The following is a 25906-nucleotide window of genomic DNA, read 5'->3' on the forward strand; positions in this document are numbered from 1 at the left end:
CAATGGAAGAATCCCATCCTTACATAAAAAACGAGTTTTTGGCTGGCCTGCTCCGCCCCAAACGCATCCTCTTCATCGTCAACCCCAAAGCGGGCACCCATTTGCACAAACACATCCGCGAAAGTGTGAACAAACACCTCAATCACCGGAAGTTTGAATATGGTTTTCGCTTCACCGAAAGGTCGGAACACGCAAAAGAAATAACAAAAGAAGGCATCGCCGAAGGCTACGAAATCATCGTGGCGGTAGGAGGCGATGGCTCCGTCAACGAAGTGGCGTCGGCGCTCTTGGGTACCGATGCAGTGCTGGGCATCGTGCCGGCAGGCTCTGGCAATGGTCTTGCCATGCACTTGGGCTATGGCCGTGACATTGACGAGGCTGTCAGAAAAATAAACACCGCAGAGGAACGCCTCATTGACATCGGCCTGATGAACGGCCATCCTTTCATCAACATCGCAGGCATCGGTTTCGACGGATTGGTGAGCAACATGATGAAAGGCAGCAATTGGCGAGGCTTCTTGCCGTACTTTTTAAAATCAGTCGAAGCAGGCTTGAAATACACCCCCAGAGAATGTCGCATCGAGCTGGAAGACCGGGTGCTGACAGAAAAATGTTTCATCATTTCCATTGCCAACGGCCCCATGTGGGGCTATCACTTCCAAATCGCGCCCGACGCTCGCCTCGATGATGGTTTTTTTGAAGTGGTCATCCTCAAAGAAGCGCCCAAATGGCAGTATTTCGCCGCCGTTCCCTCCACTTTGAACGGAAAAATCTATGACGCAGAGTTTGTCGAGCATTTTACCACAAAGCGGGTCAAAATTTCCGCACCGGGCAAAAACTACGTTCACCTCGACGGCGAAGGAATGGTGCTCGAAGGCGACTTAGAATTTGAAATAAAACCAAAGGCACTCAAAATATTGGTGCCGAAACAAAAGATTGATTCATAAACAGCCCTAAGGCAGGGTCAGCGCCCCGAAACCTATTCTGGGGCACCGACCCCTGCCACACACCTGATATCAACACACATTCACATCGAGCAATGAGCAAAAAAAACACCCTCGGTGGCCTTGTTTTTTCCACCGACCCACATTTCAAGCCTCAACAGGACGACGACGAACCAGACACTTCGTTGCCCCCCGACAAGCAAGTGCTCCGTATCTGGCTCGAACGCGGCAAAGGCGGCAAGGAAGCCACCGTCGTCAAAGGCTACATCGGCCCCAGCGGACAGCTGGAAGAATTGGCGAAACTGCTGAAAAACAAATGCGCAGCCGGAGGCAATGCCAAAGACGGCGTTATCATCATACAAGGCGACCACCGCGACAAAGTGCTAAAATTGCTGACAGAGCAGGGGTTCAAGAATGTGAAGAAAGCAGGGGGGTAAAATTTTTTCACTCGCGATATACGACTTCCCGCTCATGGCTCGTATTTACACCTCCAACAACCCAACTTTTCAACTCTAAGCCCTACCAATTCTGCTCAGCATCGACCTGATTTTGAAGCGTTTTTCAAAGAAATACATCGTGAATAAATACTTTCTCCCTCTCCTGCTCTCACCCTTCATGCTCGCCTGCACCCCCAAGGCAGCGCCCACCATTCGCCCCAACCAAACCGCCAGACCACCTGCCCAACGGCCCGCCCAAAACACACCGATAGACACCATTCGATGGGCTGCCCCAACCAACCCCAAACCACCCATCGGCACTCAACCCACCCAACCGACGCGCCCACCCTCCAGCGGACTTGGCGACACCTACACCATAGGCCTTCTGATGCCCTTCCTCACTAGCCAAGCAAGCGGCAACACGGTGCCAGACAGAAGCCGCCTCGCGCTACAGTTCTACGCAGGCGCCAAAATCGCCTTGCAGGAAATATCCGAGACGGAGCAAATCAACCTCGTCGTGGATGTGTACGACACACAGAGCAACGATGCCGATTTCCTTCAAGTGATGAACACCCCACGCTTGCAAAAAGCCGACGTGTTCATCGGGCCAGTGCGCAACTCGCACGTGGAGGCCTTTGCGAATTGGACCAAGCGCAATCGAAAAATCCTCGTCTCCCCAGAAACACCCACCTCCGAACTGACCACCCAGAACCCCGACTTCATCCAAACCAACCCTTCCTTGCGGGCGCACTGCGAAGCCATCACGCAGTATGTGCTCAACAGCCACCGCGCCGATGCCGTCACACTCGTCTGCAAAGAAAAAGAGGCCGACCGCCTGCCCTATTTTCATCACGCAAATAGGAGCGGCACCCTGTTCACCGAACTTATGGTGCCAGATGCAGCCCTGAATTTCGACAAAGTTGATTTGAAAAAACACTTAAAGCCAGGCCGCACTTCGGTATTCATACTGCCCACTTGGGCGAGCCAAGATTTCGTGATGGCCTTTTTGCGAAAATTGAAAGACGTGAAAGGCAGCGCCAAGGTGGAAGTGTACGGCATGCCGCAATGGAAAAACTACGATGGCATCGACCCCGAATATCTGGCGAGCATGAACGTCCATATCAGTTCGGCCTCTTACCTCGACTACTCGCTGCCACAAATCAAGACATTTCAGCAAAAATTTTATGAGGCCACCGGCACCCTCCCCGACGAGGAGGCGTTCAATGGCTACGACGTGACGCTGTTCACAGGCAAAATGCTGCGCCGATACGGCCTGTCGTTCCCCGAAAAACTCCACTACGAGACCTTCAGAGGATTGCGCAGCGATTTCCGGTTTTCAAGAATATTCGTTTCAGGCAATGTGGACGACGGGCGCAACCAACCCGACTATCTGGAAAACACCTTTGTCCACATCTTGAAGTTCGGAACATTCGGATTCGCACCAGCGGAATAAATCTGTCGGCTTGCCCCCTGCGACCAACAACCCACGCAAAAAATGAACCCTACCCGCGAACAAAAGCTCCGCGCCGTCATCCGACAGTCGCAACCCGACCTGACGGTGGTGCTGGAGAACATTTTCGACCCGCTGAACATATCGGCGGTGCTGCGCTCCTGCGACGCAGTGGGGGTGCGCGAGGTGTTCGTGATTTACACCAAAAAATACTTGGACAAACGCGGGCTTGTGTTGGGCAAGCGCACCTCGGGCGGCACGTTCAAATGGCTCGACGTGTATTTCTTTGAAGACATGGAGGAATGTTTCAAACGTGTGAAAGAACGATACGGGCGAATTTTGGCAACTTTGCCGCCCGGAGAAGGCGTGCCATCGTTGTACGCACACGACCTCGCCCAGCCCACCGCGCTGCTCTTTGGCAACGAGGATGAGGGCGTTAGCGCAGAAGCGCTGGCACTGGCGGATGGCAGCTTCACCATTCCGCAATCGGGCTTTGCCGAAAGTCTGAACATCTCGGTGGCCTGCGCCGTCACCTTGTTCGAGGCAAAGCGACAAAGGGCTGAAAAAGGCTTTTACGACGACAACCCGCGCCTCTCACTGGTGCAGCAAGAGCAGCTTTTTGAGCGTTGGGCCTCCATGTTAAAAAGCAATAAAGACCACCAAAAACCCTCGATAGTCAGCAAGGACAGCGAACCGCTACTGCCTGTTTACATTCGGCGGAAAGACGAAGTGCCGAGGTCGAAGATTCAGATAATGCCATTGACGAAATTTGAACTATAAGATAACGATTTTTATATGACTTGGACAAAAGAACAAGACATCATTACATTTTACCTCTACCGAGCAGGTATAAAAACAAGTTCTGCGAAGGCAGAAGAGATTCGTAAGACAATGCAAATTGAGAAAAAAAACTTCTCTTCGCCGAAGAATTGATAACTTCAAGTATCTTGATAGTATAGGTACTCAAAGCCACTTTGCCCAAATGACAAAAGAAGTGTTCGATGAACACAAAAATTTAAGCTTAGAAGAACTAGAACAACTCGCCTCCAAAATTCTTTCAGACCACTCCCGCCGTTGAGATTTTTGAAATGAACATTTCCATCGTCATCCCGCTCAAAAACGAAGTCGAGAGCCTGCCCGAACTCGAAGCATGGATTCGCCGCGTGTGCGACACCAACAATCTTTCCTACGAAATCATCATGGTGGACGACGGCAGCACCGACGGCTCGTGGAAGGTGATTGAAGCATTGCAGGCCAGCGACCATCGTGTGCGCGGCATCAAATTCCGCCGCAACTACGGCAAGTCCGCCGCACTGCACACTGGCTTCCAAGCCACGCGGGGGGAAGTCGTCATCACGATGGATGCCGACTTGCAGGACAGCCCCGACGAGATTCCCGAACTATACCGAATGATAAAAGAAGAAGGGTACGACCTCGTGTCAGGCTGGAAAAAAAAGCGTTACGACCCGCTCAGCAAGACGCTCCCGACCAAGCTTTTCAACGCCGCGACGCGCTGGATGAGCGGCATACGCCTCCACGACTTCAACTGCGGCCTCAAGGCATATCGCGGCGACGTGGTGAAAGCCATCGAAGTCTATGGCGAGATGCATCGCTACATCCCGGTGCTGGCCAAATGGGCAGGATTCACGAAAATCGGCGAAAAAGTGGTCGAACACCGCGCCCGAAAATTTGGTCACACCAAATTCGGCGGGTGGGAACGCTTCATCAACGGCCCGCTCGATTTGATGAGCATTTCCTTCGTGGGCAAATTTGGCAAACGCCCCATGCACTTTTTCGGCACGCTGGGCTTGCTCTCATTTTTTATCGGTTTCGTCATTTTGGTTTACCTGAGCATCGCCAAAACAATTTTCAAGGAATATGGCATCGCTGACAGGCCATTGTTCTATTTCGGCATTTTGGCGCTCATCATTGGCAGCCAACTTTTTCTCACCGGCTTCGTGGGGGAGATGATAAACCGCAATTCGGCCACTCGAAACAACTACCTAATCGAAAAGGAAATCTGACCCGCTCTTTCAAAGGCCCACCAAATCCGCGGGGGTGTCCACCCCCCTCGTCTCCAATTCCGTAATACCGACGGCAATGCGAATCCCATGCTCAAGCCAACGCAGCTGCTCCAGCGATTCAGCGCGTTCGAGAGACGTGGGCGCAAGGCGAGCAAGACGCAACAATGTGGCACGACGAAACCCGTACAATCCGATGTGTTTGTAAAAAACATGATGCTCCAGCCAATCCCGCTCCTCCACACCGCGCAAAAATGGGATGGGATGACGGCTGAAATAGAGCGCGCCATTTTTTTCGGAAAAAACCACCTTCACCACATTCGGATTGAGCAATGCCTCCTGCGTCTCTATCTTTTTTGCCAACGTCGCGATCGGGAAACGAGCGCTTGACGCAAGTATCTCAGCGAGCAAATCAATTTGTTCCGGCTGGATGAAAGGCTCGTCGCCCTGCACATTGAGCACCCACCGAGCCTGCGGAAAATACCCGGCCACCTCCGCGCAGCGGTCGGTGCCACTGGGATGAGCGGCGCGAGTCATCATCACCTCGCCGCCAAACGAACGAACATGCTCGAAAATGCGCTCGTCGTCGGTAGCGACAACGGCCTTGTCCACACGCCCACAGCGGGCGACCTGCTCACACACACGCTGAATCATGGTCTTGCCGCCAATGTCGGCAAGCGGTTTTCCGGGGAAACGAGTAGAGGCCCAACGGGCCGGGATAACAGCAAGTAGCATTGGGCAGATTGATGTATATTTGCGCAAAGAAGGAACAAAAAAACCTGTTTACTATGAGCCGACTACCCCTTTTTTTATTTTGCCTATTTTGGTTGCCAAACATGGCCCCTGCACAGAACGGCGAATCAAAAGAACCCGTTCCACTGCTTACCCCACAAGACTCGCTTTTCCTCCTCATCGAGAACGGCAAAAAGTTCATCCAGCATCCGGTCAAGGCCAAGCAGACGCTCTACACCATATCGAAGTATTACAGCCTGAGCATGGAGGAGCTGTACGCCAACAATCCGTCGCTAAGCACCAACCCTACCCTATCGGCTGGGACGAGGCTCAAAATCCCGATACCCAACATGGCCATCAAACGATACAAAAACACAAAGTTCGTGGCCAGCAAAAACGCACCCATTTACTATGTGGTGCAGGAAGGCGACAATCTGTACGGCATCTGCAAACGCAATTTTAATATGCCGGTGGACAGCATCGTGAAGCGCAACAACCTGAAAGGAAGCAGCATACGACCCGGCCAGACCCTATTGGTCGCTTGGCTCGGCACCGAAGGCGTGTTGCCCGAATGGCGCCCGGTCCGCCAGCACACCAAGTCTTCCGCTCTCAAAGAAAAATACGATTTGGAAAAAACGAAACGCAAGGAAGTCGCCTCGCAAGGAGTCTGTTTCTGGCAAAAAGACAGCAAAGAAAAAGGCGACCTCTACGCCCTGCACCGCGAGGCCGCTATTGGCACCCCTATTTGCGTCATCAACCCCATGGGCGAACGCTCCGTGTACGCCAAGGTGATTGGCCGCATCCCCAATGGGTACGAGCGCAACATCGAAGTGGTGCTTTCGCCCGAAGCCGCTCGCAACATCGGCGCACTCGACCCCAAGTTCTTCGTAAAAGTAAAGTTTCTGAAATGACTACTTTTGCGGCGATTTAACCGAGTCACTTCATTAAAAATGCAAAAACTACTCTTTACGACGCTGCTGCTCAGCCTTATTTGCGTTGCTGCCTGCAAACGCGACTCAAAATCAAACGATACGCCCAATGCGCCCCTGACCGCCAATTCCGACCTGTTGGGTGGCGACTGGATAGCCATTGACTTTTGTTCACGCGCCCACCAATACGGCTCCGTGTTGGAAGCCATGAACAACGCGCACATCCCTTATGCATATGCCATCACCTTCAACCCCGGCGAACCAGACAGCGTGACCTGCTACAATGGATTCGAGTCTTGGAAATTGCAAGTGAAATACAACGCCGACACCCTCGAACTCGTCGGCGCACGCCCAGGCAAATCAGTCTTCCTTGTCTATGACTCCCAACACGACAAAGACCTCACCATGTTCGATGCCACCACCGGACAAGTCAACCTCGACAAATTCATCAAATCGAAGGCTGGAGCCAAGGATGGCTACGCTTCATTCCAAGTGGCACTCAACCACAATGTCTTCGGAGGTCTTTTCATATTGCAAGGCAAAGGCGCTACGGGCGACATCCAATTCACACCCGGGGGGTTCATTCAAGGCCTGAAAGATTATGACCGCTATGAGATTTGTGCCGGCGGAGACTGCTTCGTGGCAGGTCAGGATATTGACGTGGTGACGCTTTCCAATTCAAAAGTGGCAAATTCGGCCAAATTCTTTGGCTACCGCTACAGCGCCCAAAACGACACGCTTTCCATCTTCAACCTTGTGAATGCCAATCCCGAAGAAAAAGATGCGCACAAAGTAGGCTCCAAGGCTTACACGCTGACAAGGAAGAAAAAAGAAGGTTAAAAACCCGTTCACTTATTTCACTCTATGGCATCCGCGCTAAAAAATCTCTCTGCTTACGACGACAGCTCCCTTCCGGCAGCCGACGAAATGCTCTTTGGCATCGTAGTGGCAGACTGGAACCCCCGCATCACCCACGCGCTTTATGAGGGATGCTACGACACCCTGCTCAAACACGGCGCAAAAACAGAAAACATACATACCATGCAGGTGCCGGGCTCCTTCGAACTACCCGCCGGAGCGCGATTGTTGGTCGCCAAACACAATGTGGATGCGGTGATTTGCTTGGGTTGTGTCATCAAGGGCGAAACAAGCCACAACGAGTATATCAACCATGCCGTCGCAAACGGCTTGGTCAATCTTAGCATCGCTACGGGACGTCCCCACATTTTTGGATTGCTCACCACCGACAATGAGCAGCAGGCCCTCGACCGTGCGGGAGGGCAGCATGGCAACAAAGGAGTGGAAGCCGCAGTGACCGCCATTCGCATGGCGGCGCTCAAGCGAGACGATAAGGAAGGCAAGCGGAAAATCGGTTTTTAGACATGAAACTCACTTCCATACACTGCGGCTTTTTAAAACTGGACGGCGGGGCTATGTTCGGCATCGTGCCCCGGCGTTTGTGGGAAAAACTAAACCCACCCGACGAGCACAACCTCTGCACTTGGGCAATGAGGGCTTTGCTGGTGCAAACAGCCGACCGCAACATTCTGATTGACACGGGCATAGGCAACAAGCAGGACGACAAGTTTCGCTCACATTTCGAGCCACGCGACGAAGCGGCCATGTTTGCCTCCGTCGCGGCAGCAGGGCTAAGCCGCCACGACATTACCGATGTGTTTCTCACGCATTTGCATTTCGACCACTGCGGTGGCGCATTGTGGAAAAATGAAACCACCGGAGAAGTTGAAGTGTCGTTTCCCAACGCCACTTATTGGTCCAATCAGCGCCACTTCGACTGGGCGATGCAGCCCAATGCCCGCGAGAAAGCTTCTTTTTTGAAGGAAAATTTTCTTCCGCTGCACGAACAAGGGAAACTTCGGTTTTTGGAAGTGAAAGAAGAAGTTGAGTTCGCCAAGGGGTTCCATGTCCGCTTTTACAATGGCCACACGGAAGCCATGATGGCGCCACTGCTACACACCGAGCATGGCACCGTGCTCTACTGCGCCGATGCCATGCCGTCTCGGTGGCACATCGGCATGCCCTACGTCATGGCCTACGATGTGCGCCCATTGGTCACGTTGGAAGAAAAAGCCCGCATATTGGCCGATGCGGCGCAGCACAGGCACCTGCTGTTTTTCGAGCACGACCCTACTGTGGAGTGTGGCACCGTCCAACGCGATGAATCTGGCAGAATCGTGCTCGAAAAAGCAGGGCGGTTATCAGATTTTCTGCAATAGCCCCCACCCCACCCCTACTTCACTTCATAGAACACGAAAGAGGCCCGTTCGGGCATCACGGCAGCCGCGTCGTCGCCCTCCGCCACCACATAATAGTGTTTCGCCAAATCGGCCGAGACGGTCGCCGTGAAAATGCCGTCGTCTGCCTTTGCATCGCCGTGGGTGCCATCGTCGTACATTTCCACACGGGTAAAGGCAAACATCTTGTGTGAGCGGTGCATGAGCCAGCCTTTTTCGGCACCGGTGAATTGCGCCGTCACTTTCACTTTGTCACCTTCTTTGGTGTGTTTCACCTCACCGATGACGGGTTGGGTGCGATTGAGCAGCGGCAATTGGTTGAGCCATTGAGTGCGTTTGTCGAGCAGTTGGCGCAGACCGATGACGTTGTCGGGACCGCTCTTCATCGTTTTGTCCAAAGAATTTTGGAAGTCTGCGTAAGAGTAAAGTTTGAGCGAGTCGGCCTTCACCCATGGGTCTATTTCTTTCATCATTTCCTGAGAGCGGGTGAGCCATTTGCCGCTGGTCAGCCAATCTTTCATAATGGTGCGGAAGTGAGCGAGATAGATTTTTTGGTAGAGCGGGTTGCGCAAAAGTTTGTAGATGAGCGGCCGGCGCGTGTTGTTGATTTCCGCCAACGGGTGGTATTTGACCAGCTCCTCGTCTTTCATTTCCTCAAAAGAAAAATTGCGGCGCCAGCCGCCAAAGGCCATGTTGAGGTCCCATATCAGCGGATGGCACACTCCCGTCGTGTCTGCCCACAGATAATAATTGTGCGAAAGCGAGCCGTTGTAGCTGTCAAGGTTGACGGTGGAGTTGTTGAGCGCGAGCATCCACAGGGTCTGGTCCACGTTGAGCACGGTCTCTATTTTCTCGGGGGTTTTATTCAGCACCCGAATGAGGTTGAGCAGGGGTTTCCAAGCGGCGGGGTCGTCCACCTCGTAGAATGCGTCGTAGCAACCGATGTTGTCGTTCAGATAGACGAGGGAAGCGTTTTCGCCTTTGGGGCAACCACTTTGGCTGCGCACTCGTTGCCAGTTGTCAGGGTCACATTTGATGAGAAAACCCTCGGTGGTGCCAAAGTGCTTTTCCAGAAATTTGGAATCAATGGACTCGGTGTTGACATAGAGGCCATAGAATTTGTTGTTGACATACATTTTGGTAAAGTTGCACTGAGGCGCAGGCATATAGTCGCGAATAATCTCGTAAGCCAGCGGGTCGCGGATGAAACTAGGGTCCAGAAAGGCATTGGACAGTTTGACGCTGGTGTGGCCGCCCGGCAGTTTCTGGGTTTTTATTTTGTAGTCAAGTTTGATGTTGAAGGGCAACTTCTTGTAGGTTTCGTTGCGGGTGCGGTGATATGAGCTATTGCCCTTGAATCGGATGCCCGTGCTATCGAATCGGATACCGTTTATCGAAGCCATACCGGTAAGTCGAGCGTCGGGGTTTTTCCGTTTGATGGAATCGAGTTTGAAGTCCCAGTCTGGGTAGGGCAACTCGACGCGCACTTCCTGAATGCCCGGGCCGTAGAAATCGGTGGATTTTGCTCTTTGTTGTGCATGGGTCTGGAGCGCGATGGATAATACGAAAGGCAGTAGAAGTGGGAGGTTTTTCATAAAAAAACGGTGTGCTAAGTTTACGATTCAATCCTTGCCAAATGGCAATATCGGATGGGTAACAAGTTTGCGCAAAAAAACAACAAACCACCGGGCGGCAAAACATCCGCCCGGTGGTTTTTATTGTGAACATGGGTCATCCGAAAGATTCGGCAACTTTATTTGTTCAAATCGGCGAGTTTCACGGTGTATGGGTGGTTCACATAGTCGAGCGGGGCAAAAGCGACCGTACCGGCATTTTCGGAAAGAATGTAGTAGGTCAATTTCGCGTCTGGGTCTTTGGCCTCGATGGTGGCGAAATATGCTTTGGTGCCGGAAGGCAAATTGCCCGCCGCCTCCTCGCTCATGGGCACCATAGAGTATGGGTCGTTGTCCGAGAAGCGATAGTACACCGACACCCGCTGCGGGAAACGGTCGGCACGGGCAGTGATGTGGAACGAATTGACGCGCTGATTCTCAAACTTGCCGCGCCCCACCACGTTCACTTGGCTGATAGCCGAAGGCAAAGGGGTGAGTTCGGGGTGCGATTTGAGGTAGCGTGCGCGGCGCGCCATCAATTCCGAGATGCCCGGTATCCGGCTTTTTTTGCCTATCGTCTCACGAAGGCTGCGCTGAAAATCATCAAGGCTGTACAGTTTGTTCTTGTCGTCGTTGAAAGGCACCACTATCATGCCCTGCAATTCCTGAGCGCGTTTCTCGTAGGCGCCGTTGGCGAAGTTTTCGTCCACGATTTGACGGATGTGCGCCAAGTAGATTTTCTTGTAGAGCGGGTCGGCAAGCAGTTGGCGAATCAGCGGTTTGTACGGGTTGTCGGCATGGAGCAGCGGGTCGAGGTTTTGCAGCCCTTTGAGGTCGAGGTCGCTGCCCTTCCCGGTGTTTTTGAAGCTGCCGAAAGACAGGTTCAGGTCCCAGTGAAGCGGTTGAAAGCGTCCGTGTTGGTCGCGGTAGAGATAGTAGTTGATGCTTTGGCTGCCAGAGTAGCTGCTGAGATTGACCATCACGTTGTTGAGCGCGAGCATCCAAAGGGTGCGGTCCACGTCGAGGATTCGCTCGATTTTGCTCGGTTCCTTGTTCAGGATGCGCGTGAGTTCTTGCAGTTCCGACCAGCCGCTGGAGGAGTTCATCTCAAAGTTGCCTTTGTAACATTCGAGGTCTTCCTCGTATTCGAGCGAGCCGAAGATATTTTGTTTGCAGGTGGCTGGCACCTCGGGTTTGTAGTCAACCCCGGCTTTGAAAAAAGCATTGCCGCTGGAGCCAAAGTGGGTTTGCAGCATCTGCTTCTCGGGATTCTCCACGTTGACGAATATGCCGACATACTCGTCGTTCACATACAGTTTGGTGTAGCAAGCCTGCGAGGCAGGCATATACTTGGCCGCGATTTCATAAAACAAAATCTCGCGCACCATGCTAGGGTCGCGCAAAGAGGAGGAAAGTTTGAGCGAGGTGTAGCCCTGATGGTTTTGCTCTGGGTCGGCGTGGTTGAGTCTGATGGTGTATGGGTTTCTTTTAAGCCCCATTTGATACGACTTGTCGCCGCGAAAGCGCACACCCACGCCGTCATACTTCACCCCATCCACGGTAGCCGACCCACCTAGCATACCCATTCCGTAGATACGCATGGAGTCGAGCGCGTCCACCCAATTGGTAGCTGGCAACGTGAGTCGAATTTCACCAATTGATTTTTTGTCGAAAAGCGGCCTGACCGACTTGCCACTTTGCGCCGACGCGGCTAAGGGCAAAATTGCGAGCAAGGCAAAAAGCGTTTTTTTCATGTTAAACTGACTGCTGACGGGTTTTGAAATTGATGTCTTTAAATGTGGGGGCAATGATACGGAAATATAAGTTAATTGAAAGGTTTGAGGAGTTTGAGGGCTTGCCCGGCCAAGCGCAGCGAACGGGGTTTGAAAATTTTTAAGAGATTGAGGAGTAGAGACGGTTCATCCTTACGATGAAATAGCCGGGCTGTGGGGCTTTGAGCGCAATGACCTTCTCCAAAAATTAGCACAACCCGCGCCGAGACATCGGGATTGTCAGATTATTTCCTCAAAAACGTCGTGCTCTTCGAGCGGGAAAGCGCGCGCCATCGCGCCCATGCGGGTTTTGTGCATCTGCTGAAAATGGTCGAGCACCTGTTCGACAAATGCGGCATCCACCCATTGTCGCACGTTTTCCAGCGTGGCGAGGCGTTCGTCCTGCCCCAGTTTGAAAGTCAATTCATACAAAGCGTTCTCAAACTTGACGCTCACGCGCTCGTCCATTCTGAACACGGTGATTTTCAGGTGAGGATGCTCAATGTAACCAATGATGCGCATGAGACGAGCCAATAATAAACAAGGTGAAAGATGGAGGAGGGTTTGAGCGGCAAAAATGAGAAAAACCGCGAAAGGCCAATGTGGTCAATGCTCTTGTGTCAGTTGAAACGCAGAGGCCGCCGCCGCGGCACCGAGCGGCGTGGCGAGCAGATAAAGCCAAAAGTCGCCCCAATCGAACATGCCCGCGATGGAGGCACCAAAGGCAGTCGCTGGGCTAAAAACACCGCCCGAAATACCACCAAACGCCCATATCATGCCGGCAAGGGCAAGGCCAATGGCGACCCCATAGTGCGAGTGATTCGTTCGTGCGTACGACACGCTCAACGCAACGTATGCCCATGCGAAGGCGCCCAAAAACTCGCTCACAAAAGAACACAACCCGTTCTTGTTCACGTGCGCGCTGACGGTGGCTGCTTCGCTGCAATTAAGTAGAAACACCGCAAACAATGAAGCCAACACCGCCCCCGTCATCTGCGCCACAATATAATATAGCGCATCGGTGCGGTCAATGTGCCCGCGCACTAGCACCGCTATCGTGACCGCAGGATTGAAGTGAGCTCTGGAAACATGCCAACCAGCATACACCATCCCCACAAGCACCAAACCAATCGCCAACGGTGCCATTTGAGACGTGTCATTATTGGAGGTCATCACTACCGTCAGCACGAGAAAAAGGGTGCCGATGGCTTCCACAAGGTACTTTTTCATAAGTCTTTCGCTTGAATTTGTTGAAAAACGCGAATTTGCCGCAAACTTTTCGCTCAAAAGTATTTCAAAACCATGATTCGCATTTCGCTTGTTTTTGTTTCCACCCTTATGCTCATAGCTTCAGCAACCATCGCTCAAAATCAGCGCCTCACCCCCGAACTACTCTGGAAAATTGGCCGCGTCACGCTTGACTGTGTTTCTCCCGATGGCAAATTCGCTGTTTACGGCGTGCAACGTTACGACGTGCCCAAGAACAAAAGCACGCGCACCCTCTACATTTTGAACATTCAAACTGGCGACACACGGGCGCTCACCAGCCCCGACGAGACGGCCAACAGTGCCGAATTTCGCCCCGACGGCAAGCGCATAGGCTTCCTCCGCGATGGCAAGATGTGCGAGGTGTCGCCGGAAGGCTCTGCCGTTCAGCAAGTTAGCGATTTGGAAATCAGTGGTTTTCACTATTCGCCCAACGGCCAATATGTGCTTTTCGCCCAAGAGGTAAAACTGGACAACACTGCCGCAGAAAACAACCCGGACTTGCCCAATACCTCCGGGCGCGTCATTGATGGGCTGTTTTTCCGCCATTGGAAAAGCTGGCACGACTACAAGTACAGCAATATCTTCTACGCCAACTATGCCGATGGCAAACTGACCTCGCGGCCGCTCAACATCATGAACGAGCGCTTCGATAGCCCCCTCAAGCCGATGGGAGGCATGGAGCAAATCACTTGGAGTCCCGACAGCCGCTTCATCGTTTATACCTGCCGCAAGCTTCACGGCACCGCAGAAGCCCAAAGCACCAATTCCGACCTGTATGCCTACGAATTGGCCACTGGGCAAACGCTCAACTTCACCGCCGATTTGCCCGGCTACGACCTTGAGCCTGTGTTTTCGCCCGACGGGCGCTACCTCGCGTGGACCAGTATGGCTCGCGCTGGCAACGAATCCGACCGAACCCGATTGTTCGTGCTCGACACCCGCACCCAACAGCGCCAAGAGCTGACCGATGGCTGGGATTTTGAGGCCAACCACCCCCAATGGGCCGCCGACAGCAAATCGCTCTATTTTATGAGCGCCGAAAACTTCACCTACCAATACTATCAGATAAACCTGTCCGACAAGAAGATACGCCGCATCACCGATGGCCAACACGACTACCAATCGCTCAAAGTGGCTGGCAGCGAGCTGCTCGGCACAAGGGTCTCCATGGCCGACCCTGCGGAGATTTTTGCGGTGAGTGCAAAATCCGGCGCGGCGCGGCGGCTGACCACCGTCACCGACGACCCTTGGAAAAACATCTCGAAAGGAAAGGTGGAGCACCGCAGCGTGAAAACCGCAGATGGCAAAGACATGAACGTGTGGTTCATATTGCCTCCTGATTTCGACCCTTCGAGACGGTATCCGGCGTTGCTCTATTGCCAAGGCGGCCCCCAATCCCCGCTCAGCCAGTTTTTTTCGTACCGTTGGAACATGCAGCTCATGGCCGCCAACGGATACGTCGTGGTGGCACCCTGCCGACGCGGGATGCCCGGCTCCGGCTCGGCTTGGAACGACGCGATTTCGGGCGACTGGGGCGGCGGGGCCATGCAGGATTTGCTCGCCGCGGCTGACTATGCCGCCAAGGAGCCATACATTGACGGCAACCGCTTAGGCGCGGCAGGAGCCAGTTTTGGCGGCTATTCGGTGTTTTGGCTGGCCGGCAACCACCAAAAGCGATTCAAAACCTTCATCGCGCACTGCGGCATATTCAACCTGGAGAGTTTTTACGGCGAGACGGAGGAAATCTGGTTTGTCAACAACGACCTCGAAGGCCCGTATTGGAAAGCCCCCAAGCCTAAAAGCTACACACAGTTCAGCCCGCACCTCTATGTGCAAAATTGGGACACCCCTATTCTAGTCATTCACAACGAACTGGATTTTCGCATTCCAGTGACGCAGGGCATGCAAGCGTTCACCGCTGCGCAACTGCGCGGCATCCCCTCTCGCTTGCTGTATTTCCCCGACGAAGGGCATTGGATGCAAAAAGCGCAAAACAGTATTTTGTGGCAGCGCACCTTTTTTGATTGGCTCGACAAGTATTTGAAAGAGTGAAAAAAACCGCATAACAAATTGCAATATCTGCCGTTTTCTGCCCTAAAATTTTCTTAACGCCGATTGCGTCACAACTCGCCAGCCCCGCATCTTTACACCCAAGCCAGACCCACCAAAAAATGTTCACCTACTTGATTTCCTCGTTTCAAATGATGTTCCGCTCTGCCCTTTTGTTTGCGCTGTGCTCTGTCGCGCCCGCGCTTTCCGCCCAAAACAACACCGAAAAAATGACGGGCCTGCTGTGGCAAATTTCAGGCAACGGCGCTGCCAAGCCGGGCTATCTCTACGGCACCATGCACGTCTCCGAGAAACTGGTGTTCAACCTCAGCGACTCTTTTTTCATCGCCCTGCGCGACGTGGACATGGTCGCCTTGGAGACCGACCACGACGAATGGCAACAATTCACGGAGGACATCAATAGCAGCGACGACGAAACGGTTTTTTTCCAAGGCATCTTCGGTGGCCGCCGCAACTACCAAAACCTCTACAACGAGTCGTTCAAATTTGCAGCGCCCGAGACCGATTTGCTGGGTGCCATCTTGTCGTCGAAACCCATGATGACCAATGAATTCCTCTATCGCTCCAACTCTTACCGGCAGGAATACGAGGAAGACACCTACCTCGACCTTTTCATATTTCAGGCCGGCCGCAAACTAGGCAAAAAGGTCATTGGGCTTGAAACCATCGAGGGCAGCTACGAAGCGGCGATGCGTGCCCAAATCCCAGACGACGAGGAGGAAAAACGCAACAACCGCCCTTATCGAGCCTACTTTGACGCATCCAAAATGGAAGAAGCCTACCGCAACCAAGACCTCAGCCTGCTCGATTCGCTGAACAAAATAAGCAGCCCGGGGAAAAATTTTCAACGCTGGATGCTCGACGAGCGCAACATCGTGATGGCCAATCGGATAGATTCTATTTTGCAATCTGGCACCTCGCTCTTTTCCGCCGTAGGCGCAGCGCACCTGCCGGGCGAAATGGGCGTCATCATCCTGCTCCGAAACAAAGGATACACCGTGCGTCCTGTGCGTTTCACCGCCACTCCCGACAAAAAGGACAAGGAACAAATTGACAAAATTCGCTTCCCCGCGCAACTCTCCACCCAATGGGCGCACGATTCGCTCTGGTCAACAGACGCGCCCGGCAAATTTTACCCCACAGCCAACTATCAAGGCTTTACCCAACACCTCAGTGCCGACATGAACAACGGGGTTTTCTATGCCGTCTATCGCATGAGCACCAACGGTTGGTGGACAGGGCAAAGCCAAGCCTACATTGCAGAGCGTCTTGATAGCCTTATTTACGAAAAAATACCCGGGAAAATTCAAGAGCGCAAACGCATCGAAACTCCTTTCCCAGGACATGAAATCACCACTCGCACCCGTCGGGGCGACGTGCAGCGATACAAAATTTTCGTGACCCCCTTCGAGGTAGTTATGTTCACCACAGGCGGCAATGGCGACTACGCCTTTGGCCCGGAAGCCGACCGTTTTTTGAACAACATCCGGTTCTCCGAAAAACTTTTGTCGGTGAAAAACCAGCCCACCACGCTGCGCCCCACACATGGCGGCTATCGGGTCACGTTTCCCGCTACCCTGCTGCTCAACACGACCGAAGACAAGAAAGCAGCCCAACACTTCGCCGCCACCCAGACCCCTTCGGATAGCGCATGGTATTTTCTGTACCGCACCGAATATCACGATTGGAGTTTTATCGAAGAGGACTCCTTCGAACTCAACATAATTGGAGAAAAAATAGCAGAGCAATTCACGAAGACACCTCCGCGAATGACGCTCGTCTCCGAATCGCCCTACCCCACGCAGGATGTGACATTCCGCTCCGACCGGGATAGCAGCTTTTACTTTGCCCGCTTGGTGATAGACGGCCCTCACTATTACTTGCTCGGCAGCCGCAACAAAACCGGCAACACGCCCACAGCATTTTTTGAGTCGTTTTCCATAGAAACCACAAAATATCCCGAAGGCTGGAAAGAGACGAAAGACACCACGCTCAGCTTCGAGGTGAAAGCACTACCCGTGCCAGAACGCAACCGCCAAGCCTATCTGGACAATTTGAAAAAAATCTTCGAGGAAGGCTACCGCAAACGCAGCCGTGGCTACTACGGCGAAGAACCCGACGACCCCTATGAATGGTCCAAGAATGGCACACGCATTTTCAAATCGCCCCTCACGGGCGAAGAAGTGTCGGTGCGCTCTTTCGAGTTCAGGGCTAACATGGCCCCACCCACGCGAGACTCTTTTGAGATGGAAATCCAAAAAAGATTCTCCCGCGAACAAAAGATGACAATTAAAGAAAGCCGATGGGAAACGCGAGACTCCATGCTCTTAGGTCATTTTCTGCTGGAAGACACCAACAGCACACGCGGCATTCGCGCAAAAGTAGTGGTGGCTGGCAAACGTCAATATACCCTGTTGGCCACCGTGAACTTGCAAGCGCCCGAAAGCGAGTTCGTGCAATCGGTGTTTTCCTCTTTCACCCCCACCGATACGATAGAAGGCCCTGTGCGATTTGGGGAAGGCTACAGCACCGCGTTTTTGAACAACATTTATTCCCCCGACACCCTCACCCGCAACGCCGCTTTATCGGAAATGCGCAAGTTCTGGCCCTCTCGCTACAAAGCCACCGATTTCTCGACTCTCAAAGCCACAGTGGAACATCCGGCCTTTGACTCCCTGAAATTCAGCGACCGTTACAAACTTCTGGACGCCATCGGGCGCACCAAATCGCCCGCCGCGATAACATGGCTACGCGATTTTTATCGCAAAAACCCCGACTCAGTGCGGTATCAGGCAACCGTGTTGCAGTCGCTCTCCAACTTGAAAACCAAAGAAGCGTTCAGGACGCTGCTCGACCTGTGGCTCGAACATCCGGTGTATATGCGCAACAGCCGGACACAGGTGTTTCACAACCTGCGCGACACCTTGGCGCTCACAGCCCAGCTGTTCCCTGATTTGTTGAAATTTGCCGACATAGAAACCAACCGCGAACAAGTGCTGGATTTGTTGAACGCCGCAGTGAAAAAAGGATTGGTGAAGCCTAAAACTTACGCCCACCTCAAAGGCACTCTTTTGCGCGAAACGGCTTGGCACCTTTCTCAATTGCAGGTGCAGGAAGAAGAAAAACGCTCCTCGAAAAAAGGTAGCAACGACTACAGTCGCTACGAGTACTACGCCTACGGCTCATCTACCGTGGAAGCCACCATCGAGCGCAATTTCAACCTTCTGGGCCCTTTCTACCAAAAGGACAAGGAGGTACAGGCCATTGTGGAACGCGCCGTGCGCTTTGGCAACAAGCCCACCCAGCTGCTGGCCTACGGTTTTTATCTGCAAAACAACATGCCCGTCGCGCCCGAAAAACTCAAGCCATTCAGCGAGGACGACCAAACCCGCTATTTGCTTTTTGAAAAACTGGTCAAAATGAAAAAAGTGCGTGGGTACGCCGCGTGGTTCAAAGACACGACCGCATTGGCCCGCTCTTACATCGTGGGCAAAGGCCAACAACGGGGGGTGGATTCCGTGCAGTTCATCAGCGGACACCGAACAGTTCAAAACAACAAGCCAGCCACGCTTTATTTCTTCGACGTAAAACGCGAAGGCGATAAAGAATGGGGGTTGGCCAGCGTGGTCATCCCAAGAGATTTTGGCTACTTGCTCAAAGAGCAGGAAACGAGCGACGGCGAGGAGGAAGTCATTTATGAGGAAGGTGAATACTCGGATTACACCGAGCCTGCCTACTACTACGATGGCTACAACTACAATAATAGAGGCCCCTCCGTACAATTCATGCTCGACCTCTACGGCAAGGAAAAAGAGGAATATATAAGCAAGAAAATCGGCGAGATGCGGTTTGCCAACCGCGAGCGATACATCAGCACCAGCTCAGATGGGCGGTACTACTATGATAGCGGGTATTGAAGGCGGCGACGGTCGAGGTTTGTGCTGCTTGCCTTTTTATACCGCAATTCGCTAGGATTGGTCAGACGAGCATGATTGATGCCCTTGGTTTTGAACAGATTGCACTTTTGGCCATGCCCAAAAATTGGCTGCGCGAAATGTAGATAAATTGTTGGGTTTGCCACAAAGTCGCAAAGACGCATGGAAGTTGAGTGAAGCATCTTTGCGCCTTCGTGACTTTGTGGCAAACTTCAAAACACGAGGAGGATTCACAAACTCTGAATCACGTCATACTGTGTGAGCACATGCAGCCCACCGGAGCGGTCGGTGGCGATGACCGCCGGAATGGATTTGCTGATGTATCGGTTGAGTTGGCTGATAGGCAAATCATCGCGCACGACGGGAAACGCTTTGCCCATGATGTCGCCCACCGTTTTTTCCGAATTTTGCATCGGGTTTTCCAAGAGGAAATGCAACACCTGCGTCTCGGTGATGGAGCCGACGATTTGCTCGCCATCCTGCACCGGCATCTGGCTGATGTCGTGCGATTTCATCAAGTTGAAAGCATTGCGCACCGTGTCGTTCACCTGCACGGCGAAGAAGTGGCGGTCTTTTTTGCGGGCAATCAAGTCGCTGATTTTCAATTCATCTTCCAAAAAGCCACGCTCGCGCATCCAGTCGTCGTTGTAGATTTTGCCCACATAGCGGCTGCCGTGGTCGTGAAAAATAACGACGACGACATCGTCTTTTTTCAACTGATTGCGCAGTTGCCACAACGCCCCCATCGCGCTGCCCGCCGAATAGCCGAGCAGCAAACCTTCTTCACGCGCCAGCCGCCGCGCCCACAAAGCCGCGTCCTTGTCGCTCACTTTTTCAAAGGTTGAAATCAGGCTGAAATCCACGTTGGCGGGCAGGATGTCCTCGCCGATGCCTTCCGTGATATAGGGGTAAATTTCCTTCGGGTCGAACACGCCCGTCTCGTGGTATTTTTTGAACACTGAGCCATAAGTGTCGGCACCCCAAATTTGAATGTTCGGATTTTTCTCTTTCAAATACTTCGCCACACCACTCACCGTACCGCCCGTGCCGACACCCACCACCAAATGGGTGACTTTGCCGTCGGTTTGTTCCCAAATCTCAGGCCCGGTGCTTTCGTAATGTGCCTGGCGATTGGAGAGGTTGTCGTACTGATTGCACCAGAAGGAGTTGGGAATCTCCTGACTCAAGCGCCGAGCCACCGAGTAGTAGGAGCGCGGGTCTTCCGGCTCTACATTGGTGGGGCACACGATGACCTCCGCGCCGAGGGCTTTGAGCATATCCACTTTTTCTTTGCTCTGCTTGTCGGTCGTGGTGAAAATGCAGCGATAGCCACGCACACAGCCCACGAGCGCGAGGCCCATGCCAGTGTTGCCCGACGTGCATTCGATGATGGTGCCGCCGGGCTTGAGGTCGCCGCGTTTTTCGGCATCGTCAATCATCTTGACGGCCATTCGGTCTTTGATGCTGTGGCCGGGGTTGAAGGTTTCGACCTTCGCCAACACGAGGGCCGGGATGTCGGCAGCGATTCGGTTGAGTTTCACAAGCGGCGTGTCGCCGATGGTTTCGAGGATGTTGTTACGGTAGTTCATGTTTGTAAAGTAGTTTGGATGGTCTGAGGGTTCGAGGGTTTGAGGGATTGCCCGGCCAAGCGGGGCGGACGGGGTTTGAGGCGGCTCAAAAAATTGTGCCATTTATGAGTTTGTTCATTGAGAATCAGAGCGTTGTTTTTTGAACAGCGTTGTGGGCATCGTTCGCGGGAAGAGATTGCACCCTTCCAAACGCCTACCCGAACCGCTCTCCATAAAACGACACCACTCGTTCATCCGTAATCACATCTTGTGGCCTAATGCGTTGCCGTAGCACGATGCCTTCCAAGGTGCGACAACGGCTGAGGGCCACATAGAGCTGTCCGTGCTCGAAAGCGCCGCCGCCGAGGTCAATCAGCACCCGGTCGAAGGTCTTTCCTTGGCTTTTGTGAATAGTGATGGCCCAAGCCAATTTTATCGGGTATTGGATGAACGAGCCGATGCTCTCGGTCTCGATGCCACCCGCAGCCCCACTTTTGTATCGAATGATTTCCCATTCGGATTTTGGCACTTCTATTTTTCGCTTTTTGCCACCTTGCTCCTCTGTCTGCACCACGATGGTTTCTTTGTCCAACTCGGTGATTTTGCCGATGGTGCCATTGACGAACTGTCGTTCTTCCACGTCGTTGCGCACAAACATGACCTGTGCGCCTTTTTTCAGCCGGAGAACTGCTTCGGTGGGATAAAGCATCGGGTCGAAATGGCCTCTCACATCCGCCAGAAATTCAAATTCGGGGGTCTGAAGGAGGCTGAGTTCGCGGCGGTTGATGGCATCAGCCGTGTTGTTGCGCGAGCAGAGCGTGATGTATCCGTCCGTGTCCTTGAAATTCGGCAGATGTCGCTCGTTGAGGTCTTCCAAGTCGTCGCGGTCAATTTCGTTGACGCGCACTGCTTCAAGCAACCGCAGAAAATGCCGTGACTCTTGGCGATAGACTTTGCGCAGTTCGAGTGTTTCTAATTGGAAATCAGGTTCATTGAAAATTTTTGCCGAAAAAAAATAAGGAGAGTCGTAGTAGTCCCGAAAATAGGCTGCCTCTATGGGGTCGCGCGTCACCACCGGAGGCAGTTGGAACAGGTCGCCGAAAAAAACTACTTGCACACCGCCGAATGGGCGGAAATTTTCGCGGTTGACACGCAGGAATTTGTCCATTCCGTCAAGCATATCGGCCCGTACCATCGAGATTTCGTCCACGATGAGCACTTCGAGGTTGTTGTAGATTCGCAATTTGTCCTTGCGCGTGACTTTTTGCCCTGCTTCTTTGGGCGTGACGATACGGGGCGGGAATCCAAAAAACGAATGAATAGTCTGCCCCTGCACATTGAGCGCCGCCACGCCCGTCGGGGCGAGCACGGCACAGTTTTTTTTAGTGGTGTTGCGAAAAAGTTGGAGCAAGGTGCTTTTGCCCGTGCCTGCCTTGCCTGTGACGAACAAAGAGTTGTCCGTTTTTTCCAACACGTCGAGCGCGTAGCGAAAATCGTCGTTGAGGAGCAATGGCGATTGGTCAAGCATGGGGGCAAAGATGCGAATTGCCGATGGGGTTCTTATATTGCGCCCTATTCAAAAATCTAATTCTCTATGCAATTCAATTGGCATGTCCTTTTTATCGCTGCATTGGTACCCCTTGTGGTAGGCTTCGCGTGGTTTCACCCAAAAGTTTTTGGAAGAACATGGATGGCTGCCGCTAGCATGACTGAGGCTCCCGCCCGGGGCGCCAACATGGTGAAGTTGCTTGGGCTGACTTACTTGTTTGGGCTGCTCGCGGCCAGCGCCTTGATGCCTCTCACCATCCACCAACTTGGTTTTTATTCCATCTTGGCGGATGAGCCGGGGTTTCGGGACCCACAGTCGGAAATAGCCCAATTTGCGAGTGGATTCATGGACAAATACGGCCACAACTTTCGCACTTTCCGCCACGGCGCGTTTCATGGGCTAATTGCGGGCATTTTTTTAGCCTTGCCCGTGAGCGGCACCATCGCGCTCCACGAACGAAGGAGCTTTGCCTACATCGCTGTGAATGTAGGCTTTTGGATGGTCTGCTTTGCCATCATGGGCGGGATGGTGTGCGCTTGGGCGTGAGGGTTGTTTGAGGGCTTGCCCGGCCAAGCGCAGCGGACGGGGGGTCGAGTTTAGGGTTGCCCTTCCCATTCAAGCCCTCGATTTTTTAGTCCTTCCAAAGTTTCCTTCAGTTTTTGGTCAATTGCTGCCTTCTCGGCAGCGATGTTGGCTTGCACGCGATGTATCCCCGTCTCGGTATCGAACTTGAGTTTGTTTTTCACTTGATTGCTCAGCAAGGTTGTTTGTTCGAGGTTGGCCATTTGAAAGACGTGCTCCTGTTGATGCAACACAAAATCGTAGGGGCTGCGGTAAGAGATGAGCTTGACCACGATGGGGGCGGTCTCAACGGCGACGAACAAGAGGGTGATGAAGATGCTGGCGTAAAAGATGGCGAGGCTTTTTGCCGACAACCTCGACAGCGCATCAATTCGAGCCGCAAGACCATCGTATTTGGAGCGGTCAAGTGTGGCGACATCGCGCTGCGCAGCTGCTTCCAACGCCTGTACTGCCAGTTCTTTCTCGCGGATAAGTGGCTGATTTTCGGTGAGGGTGTAGGCAAGTTCTGCCTGTGCCTGCTCCGCCTCGGCCTTTTTGGCGCGGTAGATGGGGCCAAGATTGCGCTGGCGCGAGCCACCTGTGCCATCGGCTTCCTGCACGGCTGCTTGAGCAAGCGAATCGCGGGCGGCGGACTTTGCCGCGATTTCTCCTTTGAGCGCGGCGATTTGGGTGCGCAAATCTTCTATCTGAGCACGGTAGCGTTCCTGCACGCGGTCTTCTTGTTGTTTAAAAACCTCTTGCTCCATCTGCACCATCTCCGCGCGGATTTCTTTTTCAAAAATTTTCAGTTCAAGCGGTTTTGAAATCACGATGGCCAACAGGATAGCCAACACGAGACGCGGAAAAGCCACAAACAGGTCGCGCCACCATTGGCCATTGCTTTTCATGCTCATCACGATGTAGCGGTCGAGGTTGAAAATCATCAGCCCCCACACCAACCCAAACGCAATGGACAATGGATATGAATCGAAAACGGTGAAAAGCGCATAGCCGGAGGAGAAAAACGCGAGCACCCCCGTGAAAAAAACGGTGGCGCCGATGCCAGCATACTTGTTGCGGTCGGTGGGGCATTTTTCCAAAACGGAGACCTCCACACCGGAGCAAAAAAGGAAAAAGTCTTGTAGTGTTTTCATAGCAAGAGCGATGACAAGTTGTTCAAAGCAACTCGTAAACGCTGCGAGGGAAAAAGTATTTTCGATAAAAAAGGTACTTGGCGAGACAAAATACCTGCTTTGGCCAAAAACGACACGTCACACCCGCTCCCGCCACCTGCTCTCTGTCGGCTCCACTACCTTCAATTGCCGCTTGTGTTCCAAATGCAGCCTCAACGCTATAAGGGCTGCTGCCTCTGCTGCGCCTTGTTGGCTTTCAATAAGCTTTTCCGGCGAAAAATACTGCTGCACGAAATGCGTGTCGAAGTCGGCGGAAACGAATGCGGGGTGGTCGAGCACAAACTGGCCGAAAGGCAAAGTGGTGGCCACGCCTTCCACCTCGTAAGCGGCTATGGCTTCTTTCATTTTCTGAATTGCCTCGTCGCGGGTGGCCCCATGCGCCACCAGTTTGGCAAGCATCGGGTCGTAATAAATCGGCACCTCCATGCCTTCCTCGTAGCCCCCGTCCACCCGGATGTCGGGGCCAGTCGGGATGCGGTATTTGACAAGTGTGCCGACTGACGGAAGGAAATTGTTGAGGGGGTCTTCGGCATAGACGCGCAGCTCGAGCGCGTGACCATTGATGCGCAAATCATCCTGCGAGAAAGGTAGTTTCTCGCCACGCGCCACACGGATTTGCCATTCCACCAAATCGAGACCCGTAATCATCTCCGTCACGGGATGCTCCACTTGGAGACGGGTGTTCATTTCCAAAAAATAGAAATTGCGCTCGGCATCCACGAGAAACTCAACCGTGCCAGCCCCCACATAATCGCAGGCCTGAGCCACCCGAACAGCGGCCTCGCCCATTGCCTTGCGCAACACTGGGGTCAGGATGGCAGAGGGCGCTTCTTCCACGACTTTTTGGTGGCGACGTTGGATACTGCACTCGCGTTCAAAGAGATAGACGATGTTGCCATGCGTGTCGCCCATGACTTGCACTTCGACGTGACGCGGCCCAGTGACGTATTTTTCGATGAAAACCGAGCCGTCGCCAAAGGCGGAGACTGCTTCGGAAATGGCGCGTTCCATCTGCTCTTTCAAATCCTGCTCGCGTTCCACGATTCGCATTCCTTTGCCGCCCCCACCCGCGGAGGCCTTGATTAAAATCGGGTAGCCGACGCGCCGTCCGATTTCCTTTGCCATTTCCACATCGGTGATGGCTTCCTCTATGCCCGGCACCATCGGCACGTTGAATTTTTTGGCGGCTTCCTTGGCGGCAAGTTTGCTGCCCATCATCTCTATGCTGGAGGGGCGTGGCCCGATGAAAGTGATGCTTGCATCCGTCACCATTTGGGCGAAGGCGGCATTTTCGCTCAAAAAACCATAGCCGGGGTGAATGCCGTCCACGCCGAGTTTTTTGGCTGCTTCAATGATTTTTTCCGCTCGCAAATAACTCTGGGCTGAGGGCGCGGGGCCGAGCAACACGGCCTCGTCGGCGAAGCGGACGTGTGGCGCATTGCGGTCGGCTTCCGAATACACGGCGACCGTGCGGATGCCCATGCGGCGGGCGGTGCGCATGATGCGAAGGGCGATTTCGCCCCGATTGGCGACAAGAATTTTTTGCATTTAGTCGAACAGTTGAAATTGGGCCAACTCGCGGCAAAAGTAGGAGTTCTCGGAAAAGAA

General features: G+C 53.1%; 21 protein-coding genes. 12 read left to right on the plus strand and 9 right to left on the minus strand.

All coding sequences use genetic code 11. The annotated features are described in order from the left end of the window. The first annotated feature begins 2 nt into the window (after positions 1–2). The 5 genes from KIS77_06690 (at position 3) to KIS77_06710 (ending at position 4855) form a co-directional block, all read left to right on the plus strand. Positions 3–947: a diacylglycerol kinase family lipid kinase gene (locus KIS77_06690; protein ID MCW5922007.1), complete on the plus strand. Its 945-nt coding sequence runs from the start codon at positions 3–5 to the stop codon at positions 945–947. Positions 948–1039: 92 nt separating this feature from the next. Next, a complete protein-coding gene (locus KIS77_06695; protein MCW5922008.1) occupies positions 1040–1381 on the plus strand; it encodes a translation initiation factor in 342 nt (113 codons plus the stop codon). A gap of 139 nt (positions 1382–1520) precedes the next feature. Beyond that, positions 1521–2834 carry an amino acid ABC transporter substrate-binding protein gene (locus tag KIS77_06700; GenBank protein MCW5922009.1) on the plus strand — a complete coding sequence of 438 codons (1314 nt, stop codon included), beginning with the start codon at positions 1521–1523 and terminating at the stop codon, positions 2832–2834. 42 nt (positions 2835–2876) lie between these two features. Beyond that, positions 2877–3611, plus strand: coding sequence for an RNA methyltransferase (locus KIS77_06705; GenBank protein MCW5922010.1), 735 nt, complete (start codon positions 2877–2879; stop codon positions 3609–3611). A 308-nt stretch (positions 3612–3919) separates the two neighbouring features. Next, complete coding sequence (locus KIS77_06710) at positions 3920–4855, plus strand: glycosyltransferase family 2 protein (protein MCW5922011.1); 936 nt, start codon at positions 3920–3922, stop codon at positions 4853–4855. A 9-nt stretch (positions 4856–4864) separates the two neighbouring features. Here the strand turns inward: KIS77_06710 and kdsB are convergent, their stop codons facing one another. Next, positions 4865–5587: a 3-deoxy-manno-octulosonate cytidylyltransferase gene (gene kdsB, locus KIS77_06715; protein ID MCW5922012.1), complete on the minus strand. Its 723-nt coding sequence runs from the start codon at positions 5585–5587 to the stop codon at positions 4865–4867. Positions 5588–5688: 101 nt separating this feature from the next. Between kdsB and KIS77_06720 the strand changes: the two genes are divergently transcribed. Genes KIS77_06720 through KIS77_06735 form a run of 4 tightly spaced genes read left to right on the plus strand, consistent with a single transcriptional unit; the run spans position 5689 to position 8750 of the window. Beyond that, positions 5689–6495, plus strand: a complete 807-nt coding sequence (locus tag KIS77_06720; protein ID MCW5922013.1) for a LysM peptidoglycan-binding domain-containing protein — start codon at positions 5689–5691, stop codon at positions 6493–6495. A gap of 39 nt (positions 6496–6534) precedes the next feature. Then, a complete protein-coding gene (locus KIS77_06725; GenBank protein MCW5922014.1) occupies positions 6535–7353 on the plus strand; it encodes a hypothetical protein in 819 nt (272 codons plus the stop codon). Positions 7354–7377: 24 nt separating this feature from the next. Continuing rightward, entirely contained in the window at positions 7378–7893 is a 516-nt protein-coding gene (locus KIS77_06730; protein ID MCW5922015.1) for a 6,7-dimethyl-8-ribityllumazine synthase, read from the plus strand. A gap of 2 nt (positions 7894–7895) precedes the next feature. Beyond that, positions 7896–8750 (plus strand): MBL fold metallo-hydrolase, encoded by an 855-nt coding sequence (locus tag KIS77_06735; protein ID MCW5922016.1) that lies wholly within the window; start codon positions 7896–7898, stop codon positions 8748–8750. Between the two features lie 14 nt (positions 8751–8764). Here the strand turns inward: KIS77_06735 and KIS77_06740 are convergent, their stop codons facing one another. From KIS77_06740 to KIS77_06755, 4 genes are all read right to left on the minus strand, one after another. Further along, on the minus strand, positions 8765–10363 hold the full coding sequence (locus tag KIS77_06740; GenBank protein MCW5922017.1) for a CotH kinase family protein: 1599 nt from the start codon (positions 10361–10363) through the stop codon (positions 8765–8767). 158 nt (positions 10364–10521) lie between these two features. Continuing rightward, the gene (locus tag KIS77_06745) at positions 10522–12135 is read right to left on the minus strand and encodes a CotH kinase family protein (protein ID MCW5922018.1); all 1614 of its coding nucleotides are present in this window, start codon (positions 12133–12135) and stop codon (positions 10522–10524) included. A gap of 258 nt (positions 12136–12393) precedes the next feature. Next, positions 12394–12675: a hypothetical protein gene (locus KIS77_06750; GenBank protein MCW5922019.1), complete on the minus strand. Its 282-nt coding sequence runs from the start codon at positions 12673–12675 to the stop codon at positions 12394–12396. 84 nt (positions 12676–12759) lie between these two features. Then, positions 12760–13383, minus strand: coding sequence for an aquaporin (locus KIS77_06755; GenBank protein ID MCW5922020.1), 624 nt, complete (start codon positions 13381–13383; stop codon positions 12760–12762). Positions 13384–13455: 72 nt separating this feature from the next. Here KIS77_06755 and KIS77_06760 point away from each other — a divergent pair, with 72 nt between their 5' ends. Further along, complete coding sequence (locus KIS77_06760; protein ID MCW5922021.1) at positions 13456–15474, plus strand: S9 family peptidase; 2019 nt, start codon at positions 13456–13458, stop codon at positions 15472–15474. 119 nt (positions 15475–15593) lie between these two features. Then, on the plus strand, positions 15594–19409 hold the full coding sequence (locus KIS77_06765) for a TraB/GumN family protein (protein ID MCW5922022.1): 3816 nt from the start codon (positions 15594–15596) through the stop codon (positions 19407–19409). A 248-nt stretch (positions 19410–19657) separates the two neighbouring features. Here the strand turns inward: KIS77_06765 and KIS77_06770 are convergent, their stop codons facing one another. Beyond that, entirely contained in the window at positions 19658–21016 is a 1359-nt protein-coding gene (locus KIS77_06770) for a pyridoxal-phosphate dependent enzyme (GenBank protein ID MCW5922023.1), read from the minus strand. Between the two features lie 193 nt (positions 21017–21209). After that, complete coding sequence (locus KIS77_06775) at positions 21210–22523, minus strand: AAA family ATPase (protein ID MCW5922024.1); 1314 nt, start codon at positions 22521–22523, stop codon at positions 21210–21212. Positions 22524–22589: 66 nt separating this feature from the next. Here KIS77_06775 and KIS77_06780 point away from each other — a divergent pair, with 66 nt between their 5' ends. Next, positions 22590–23090: a DUF1761 domain-containing protein gene (locus KIS77_06780; GenBank protein MCW5922025.1), complete on the plus strand. Its 501-nt coding sequence runs from the start codon at positions 22590–22592 to the stop codon at positions 23088–23090. A gap of 50 nt (positions 23091–23140) precedes the next feature. On the opposite strand, the gene KIS77_06785 is transcribed toward KIS77_06780, so the two are convergent. Then, on the minus strand, positions 23141–24259 hold the full coding sequence (locus tag KIS77_06785) for a DUF4407 domain-containing protein (GenBank protein MCW5922026.1): 1119 nt from the start codon (positions 24257–24259) through the stop codon (positions 23141–23143). A 117-nt stretch (positions 24260–24376) separates the two neighbouring features. After that, positions 24377–25846 carry an acetyl-CoA carboxylase biotin carboxylase subunit gene (locus tag KIS77_06790; GenBank protein ID MCW5922027.1) on the minus strand — a complete coding sequence of 490 codons (1470 nt, stop codon included), beginning with the start codon at positions 25844–25846 and terminating at the stop codon, positions 24377–24379. Positions 25847–25906 lie beyond the last annotated feature (60 nt).

Source organism: Saprospiraceae bacterium, assembly GCA_026129545.1.
In the GTDB taxonomy this organism is placed as follows: domain Bacteria; phylum Bacteroidota; class Bacteroidia; order Chitinophagales; family Saprospiraceae; genus M3007.

Coding starts and splice junctions, on each gene's coding strand:
- KIS77_06745 (MCW5922018.1), bottom strand. CDS start 12,135: ATGAAAAAAACGCTTTTTGCCTTGCTCGCAATTTTGCCCTTAGCCGCG.
- KIS77_06775 (MCW5922024.1), bottom strand. CDS start 22,523: ATGCTTGACCAATCGCCATTGCTCCTCAACGACGATTTTCGCTACGCG.
- KIS77_06730 (MCW5922015.1), top strand. CDS start 7,378: ATGGCATCCGCGCTAAAAAATCTCTCTGCTTACGACGACAGCTCCCTT.
- kdsB (MCW5922012.1), bottom strand. CDS start 5,587: ATGCTACTTGCTGTTATCCCGGCCCGTTGGGCCTCTACTCGTTTCCCC.
- KIS77_06780 (MCW5922025.1), top strand. CDS start 22,590: ATGCAATTCAATTGGCATGTCCTTTTTATCGCTGCATTGGTACCCCTT.
- KIS77_06755 (MCW5922020.1), bottom strand. CDS start 13,383: ATGAAAAAGTACCTTGTGGAAGCCATCGGCACCCTTTTTCTCGTGCTG.
- KIS77_06720 (MCW5922013.1), top strand. CDS start 5,689: ATGGCCCCTGCACAGAACGGCGAATCAAAAGAACCCGTTCCACTGCTT.
- KIS77_06790 (MCW5922027.1), bottom strand. CDS start 25,846: ATGCAAAAAATTCTTGTCGCCAATCGGGGCGAAATCGCCCTTCGCATC.
- KIS77_06725 (MCW5922014.1), top strand. CDS start 6,535: ATGCAAAAACTACTCTTTACGACGCTGCTGCTCAGCCTTATTTGCGTT.
- KIS77_06760 (MCW5922021.1), top strand. CDS start 13,456: ATGATTCGCATTTCGCTTGTTTTTGTTTCCACCCTTATGCTCATAGCT.
- KIS77_06735 (MCW5922016.1), top strand. CDS start 7,896: ATGAAACTCACTTCCATACACTGCGGCTTTTTAAAACTGGACGGCGGG.
- KIS77_06770 (MCW5922023.1), bottom strand. CDS start 21,016: ATGAACTACCGTAACAACATCCTCGAAACCATCGGCGACACGCCGCTT.
- KIS77_06690 (MCW5922007.1), top strand. CDS start 3: ATGGAAGAATCCCATCCTTACATAAAAAACGAGTTTTTGGCTGGCCTG.
- KIS77_06765 (MCW5922022.1), top strand. CDS start 15,594: ATGTTCACCTACTTGATTTCCTCGTTTCAAATGATGTTCCGCTCTGCC.
- KIS77_06785 (MCW5922026.1), bottom strand. CDS start 24,259: ATGAAAACACTACAAGACTTTTTCCTTTTTTGCTCCGGTGTGGAGGTC.
- KIS77_06740 (MCW5922017.1), bottom strand. CDS start 10,363: ATGAAAAACCTCCCACTTCTACTGCCTTTCGTATTATCCATCGCGCTC.
- KIS77_06710 (MCW5922011.1), top strand. CDS start 3,920: ATGAACATTTCCATCGTCATCCCGCTCAAAAACGAAGTCGAGAGCCTG.
- KIS77_06695 (MCW5922008.1), top strand. CDS start 1,040: ATGAGCAAAAAAAACACCCTCGGTGGCCTTGTTTTTTCCACCGACCCA.
- KIS77_06750 (MCW5922019.1), bottom strand. CDS start 12,675: ATGCGCATCATTGGTTACATTGAGCATCCTCACCTGAAAATCACCGTG.
- KIS77_06705 (MCW5922010.1), top strand. CDS start 2,877: ATGAACCCTACCCGCGAACAAAAGCTCCGCGCCGTCATCCGACAGTCG.